General features: G+C 74.5%; 5 protein-coding genes. 3 read left to right on the top strand and 2 right to left on the bottom strand.

What is annotated here, in order from left to right:
• Positions 1-69: 69 nt before the first annotated feature.
• Both DQW06_RS29760 and mgrA read right to left on the bottom strand, forming a co-directional pair.
• Entirely contained in the window at positions 70-204 is a 135-nt protein-coding gene (locus DQW06_RS29760) for a hypothetical protein (protein WP_255418239.1), read from the bottom strand.
• A 39-nt stretch (positions 205-243) separates the two neighbouring features.
• Positions 244-1242 carry an L-glyceraldehyde 3-phosphate reductase gene (gene mgrA, locus DQW06_RS14765; RefSeq protein ID WP_013152402.1) on the bottom strand — a complete coding sequence of 333 codons (999 nt, stop codon included), beginning with the start codon at positions 1240-1242 and terminating at the stop codon, positions 244-246.
• A 302-nt stretch (positions 1243-1544) separates the two neighbouring features.
• On the opposite strand from mgrA, the gene DQW06_RS14760 reads away from it, so the two are divergent.
• The 3 genes from DQW06_RS14760 (at position 1545) to DQW06_RS14750 (ending at position 4401) form a co-directional block, all read left to right on the top strand.
• Positions 1545-1901 (top strand): hypothetical protein, encoded by a 357-nt coding sequence (locus DQW06_RS14760; protein WP_013152403.1) that lies wholly within the window; start codon positions 1545-1547, stop codon positions 1899-1901.
• A gap of 264 nt (positions 1902-2165) precedes the next feature.
• Positions 2166-3380, top strand: coding sequence for an SDR family oxidoreductase (locus tag DQW06_RS14755; protein WP_117198686.1), 1215 nt, complete (start codon positions 2166-2168; stop codon positions 3378-3380).
• 55 nt (positions 3381-3435) lie between these two features.
• Positions 3436-4401 (top strand): TIGR03557 family F420-dependent LLM class oxidoreductase, encoded by a 966-nt coding sequence (locus DQW06_RS14750; RefSeq protein WP_013152405.1) that lies wholly within the window; start codon positions 3436-3438, stop codon positions 4399-4401.
• Positions 4402-4576 lie beyond the last annotated feature (175 nt).

Here is a 4576-nt window from a genome sequence, read left to right as displayed (position 1 = left end):
GTCCGCGGCGGGGCCGGTGGGGTGGCAGAGGACGTTGGTGCGGAAGGGGACAGCCGGGCGGTAGGGACGTCAGCGCGCGGAGGCGTACCCCCGCGCGCCCTCGTGGAGTGCGAGGTCCTGACCCACCCGCTCAGCGCGGGGGTACACCTCGCGGCGGGTGCCGATGTCGGCCAGGTCCGCCACCCGCCCAGCGCGCGGGGGCACCTGTCCACCGCCCTGACCAGGAACGGGCGGACCACCCGCTCAGCGCGCGCGGGGAGCGTACCGGTCGATCTCGGCCAGCTCCCCGGCGTCGAACTCCAGGTCGGCCACCGCGGCCACGTTGTCCTCCAGCTGCTCGACGCTGCTCGCGCCGATCACCGCCGAGGTCACCCGGCCGCCGCGCAGCACCCAGGCCAGCGCCATCTGCGCCAGTGACTGCCCGCGCCGCCGGGCGATCCCGTCGAGCCCGCGCACCCGCTCCAGCACCTCCTCGGTGATGCCCTCGGCGTTCAGGAAGGGGCTGCTCCCGGCCGCCCGCGAACCCTCCGGCACACCGTGGAGGTAGCGGTCGGTCAGCAGCCCCTGTGCCAGCGGGGAGTAGGCGATGGAGCCCGCGCCGACCTCGTCGAGCACGTCGAGCAGTCCGTCCTCCACCCACCGGTTGAACATCGAGTAGGAGGGCTGGTGGATGAGCATCGGCGTGCCCAGGTCGCGCAGGATCGCCGCGGCCTCGCGCGTCTGCTCGGGGGAGTAGTTGGACACGCCCGCGTACAGGGCCTTGCCCTGGCGCACGGCCGTGTCCAGCGCGCCCATGGACTCCTCCAGCGGGGTGTCGGGGTCGGGCCGGTGGTGGTAGAACACGTCCACGTACTCCAGGCCCATGCGCTCCAGGCTCTGGTCCAGGCTGGACAGCAGGTACTTGCGCGAGCCCCACTCGCCGTAGGGGCCGGGCCACATCAGGTACCCGGCCTTTGTCGAGACCACGATCTCGTCGCGGTAGCGGCGCAGGTCCCGGGTCATGACCCGCCCGAAGTTCTCCTCCGCGGAGCCGGGCGGGGGGCCGTAGTTGTTGGCCAGGTCGAAGTGGGTCACGCCCAGGTCGAACGCGCGCAGCAGGACGGCTCTCTGGTCCTCGATACCGCGCTCGTGGCCGAAGTTGTGCCACAGCCCCAGGGACAGGGCGGGCAGCCGCAGGCCGCTGCGGCCGCACCGCCGGTAGGGCATCGTCTCGTACCGCTCGGGGGCGGCGACGTAGGTCATGGCATCTCTCCCTCGTGTGGCTGTGCGCCGGGTCCCCGCGCGCGGGCGGGCGGACCGGCGTGCGGAGAGTACAGCGCGCGGGACAGGCGCACCAACAGCGCCCCCGCGTCGGCGGTTCGGGGCATCCGGAACCGTGCCGGCCACGGCCGCCCCCGTCGCTCCCGCCCGTGCCGAGGAGTCCCGCCGCCGGGGGCCGGAACCCGTCGCCGCCACGGCCACCTGCGGTTTCGTGCGGGGGCTCACGGGTAGCCCGTACGCCTGTCACCCCGGTTCCGTACAGACAGAAGAGGGAGTGAACGTCGATGCATCACGAGACCCAGCCCCCGATCGAGGGCTACGAGGGCCTTCCGCTGGGGACGCTCCAGCACCGTGTCCGCTCGCTCGACGCCGACCAGATGCGCCAGCTCATCCACTACGAGTCCGAACACGCCAACCGGATCAACGTCCTGGAGATCCTGGAGCACCGCCTGACGGAGCTGGAGCAGGGCGCCGAACCCTCCGGGGGCTCGCAGGACTTCCAGCCCGAGCGCCCGGGGCCGCCCGCCGGCGGCTCACCGGTGAGCGAGGACACCGCAGCTCCCGCGTTCAGCCCGCCGCCGCAGGGCGTCCCCAACCAGCCCGCCAAGCCCAAGGGCGACTACCGGCCCGGCGGCCAGTGAGGCGGTCCCCGGCCCCGCCGGGACACGGGGGCGCGAAACACCGCTCCCGTGTTCGCGGCGGTGTCCGCGGTCCCCGCCGCCGCTGACGGGAACCCGGCCCGGGGACGCGGACCGGAGCGCGGCCACCGGTCGTTTTCGCTCCGCCGCCTCGGGTAGCCGTACACCCACATCCCCCTGGAACGCTCTTCTCCGACGCACAGGGAGTGACATGGCGCTGGCATCCACCGCGGGCCCGGCCCGCGGCCACGGCGGACGGGGCGGCCGGTGATCCGCGGCAGGGCGCCCCTGGTCCTGGCCGGTGCGGGCTGGGCGGCGTCCCGAATCCGGGACAGGCGTGACCGGTGGGACGAACCCGAACCGCGGCGGCGCCGCCGACGCGGCGGGACGGTCCCCTGGATGGTGGCGGGTGCCGCCCTGGGCCTGGGAGCCGCGGCGCTGGCCGGTCCGCGACGGCCCGCCCTGCTGGACGGCAGGGTCGCGCTCATCACCGGCGGCTCCCGCGGGCTCGGACTCCAGCTGGCCCGCGAGTTCGGCCGGCGCGGCGCGTCCGTCGTGATCTGCGCCCGCGACCAGGACGAACTCGACCTTGCGGTGGCCGACCTGGAGCAGCGGGGCGTGCGGGCGCGCGGCGTCCGGTGCGACGTCCGCGACCCCGAGTGCGCCCAGGAGCTGGTCGAGGAGGCCACCGCGGCCTTCGGCCACCTGGACTTCGTCGTCAACAACGCGGGCATCATCCAGGTGGGGCCGCAGGAGACGCTCTCGGAGAGCCACTTCCGCGACGCCATGGAGACCATGTTCTGGGCGCCGCTGCGCATCTCCCGGGCCGCCATCGGCCCGCTGGAGCGCACCCGCGGCTCCCTGGTCACCATCACCTCCATCGGCGGCCACCTGAGCGTGCCGCACCTGCTGCCCTACTCCTGCGCCAAGTTCGCCGAGGTCGGCCTCTCCGAGGGACTGGGAGCCGAGGTCGCCCGCCGTGGCGTGCGGACCACCACGGTGGTCCCGGGGCTGATGCGCACCGGCTCCCACAAGGCCGCCGTCTTCTCCGGAGACCCCGAACACGAGTACACCTGGTTCTCCCTGGGCGCCGGGCTGCCCCTGGTCTCGGTGAGCGGGGAGCGCGCGGCGCGCCGGATCGTGGAGGCGGCCGCGCGGGGGCGCAGCTACCTGGTGCTCACGCCACTGGCCCGGGCGGCCATCGTCGCGCGGGGGCTGTGCCCCTCCTTCGTCCAGGGCGCCATGCGCGTCATGGACCGGGTCCTGCCGGATCCGGGCGGATCCGTGGAGCGCAGGCCCGGGCGCGAGGCGGACGACACCGTGGTCAACCGGGTGCTGAAGCTGCCCACGGCGCTCAACGAGCGCGCGAGCAGGCGCCTCAACCAGAGGGACGACGAGGGCGGCGGCACCTCCGGGGACCGGGGGCCGGACGCCGACGGACCGGAAGGGTCCGGGCCGGGACCGGGCGGGCCCGGCCGCTGACCGGAGGCCGCCGCGGTGAACGGCGACCGGCGACCGCGAATCGGGGGAGCACGACGTGACGCGTTTCGGATACTTTCTCGCCAGCGAGGAGCACGGGCCCCGGGAACTGGTCCGCCAGGCGCGGGCCGCAGAGGAGGCCGGGTTCGACTCCCTGTGGATCTCCGACCACTACCACCCCTGGCTGGACGCGCAGGGGCAGAGCCCCTTCGTGTGGTCGGTGGTCGGCGCCATCGGGCAGGTGACGTCCCTGCCGGTCACCACGGCGGTGACCTGCCCCACCACGCGTGTGCACCCGGCGGTGGTCGCGCAGGCCGCGGCGACCGCCGCGTCGATGGTCCGGGGCGGGTTCACCCTGGGCGTGGGCACCGGCGAGGCGCTCAACGAGCACATCCTCGGCCAGCCCTGGCCGCCCGCGGCCCGGCGCCTGGAGATGCTGGAGGAGGCCATGGAGGTGATGCGCAAGCTGTGGACCGGCAAGCTCGTCACCCACCGGGGCCGCCACTACGAGGTGGACACCGCGCGCCTGTACACGCTGCCGGAGGAGCCGCCGGGGATCTACATGTCGGCGTTCGGCCCCAAGGCCACGGGGCTGGCGGCCAGGGAGGCCGACGGCCTGATCCAGGTGGCGCCCAGCGACGAGACGGTCGAGAACTTCCGCGCCTGGGGCGGCGACGGCAAACCCGTCCAGGGCGGGCTCAAGGTCTGCTGGGCGCCGAGCGAGGCCGAGGCCCGGCGGGTGGCGCACGAGCGCTGGCCCAACGAGGCGCTGGCGGGGGAGGCGCCCCAACTGCTGCCGCTGCCCCGACACTTCGAACAGCTCACCCAGGGGCTGGTCACGGAGGACATGGTGGCGGAGGAGATCGCCTGCGGACCCGACCCGGAGGTGCACGTGGCGGCGATCCGCCCGTACCTGGAGGCCGGTGTGGACGAGGTCTACGTCTGCCAGGTGGGCGACGACCAGGACGGCTTCTTCGCGTTCTACGCGGAGGAGGTTCTGCCCCGGCTGCGGGCCGGGGCCTGACGAGCGGTGCGGCGCGCGGGCGGCAGAGTCCGCGGGCCGCGCCCGTGAGGAGGACAGATGCACACCCGTACCCGTGACGGCACCCTGCGCGAACCGGGGCCGATGCCGCCGGATCCGTTCCCTCCGACCCCGATGCCGCCTCCCTCCCCGCCCGAGCCCGTGCCCGAGCCGGAAC

It is taken from the genome of Nocardiopsis sp. TNDT3 (assembly GCF_003427465.1).
GTDB lineage: Bacteria > Actinomycetota > Actinomycetes > Streptosporangiales > Streptosporangiaceae > Nocardiopsis > Nocardiopsis dassonvillei.
The sequence above is the reverse complement of the archived record's forward strand: the minus strand, read 5'-3'. Positions and strand labels throughout refer to the sequence as shown.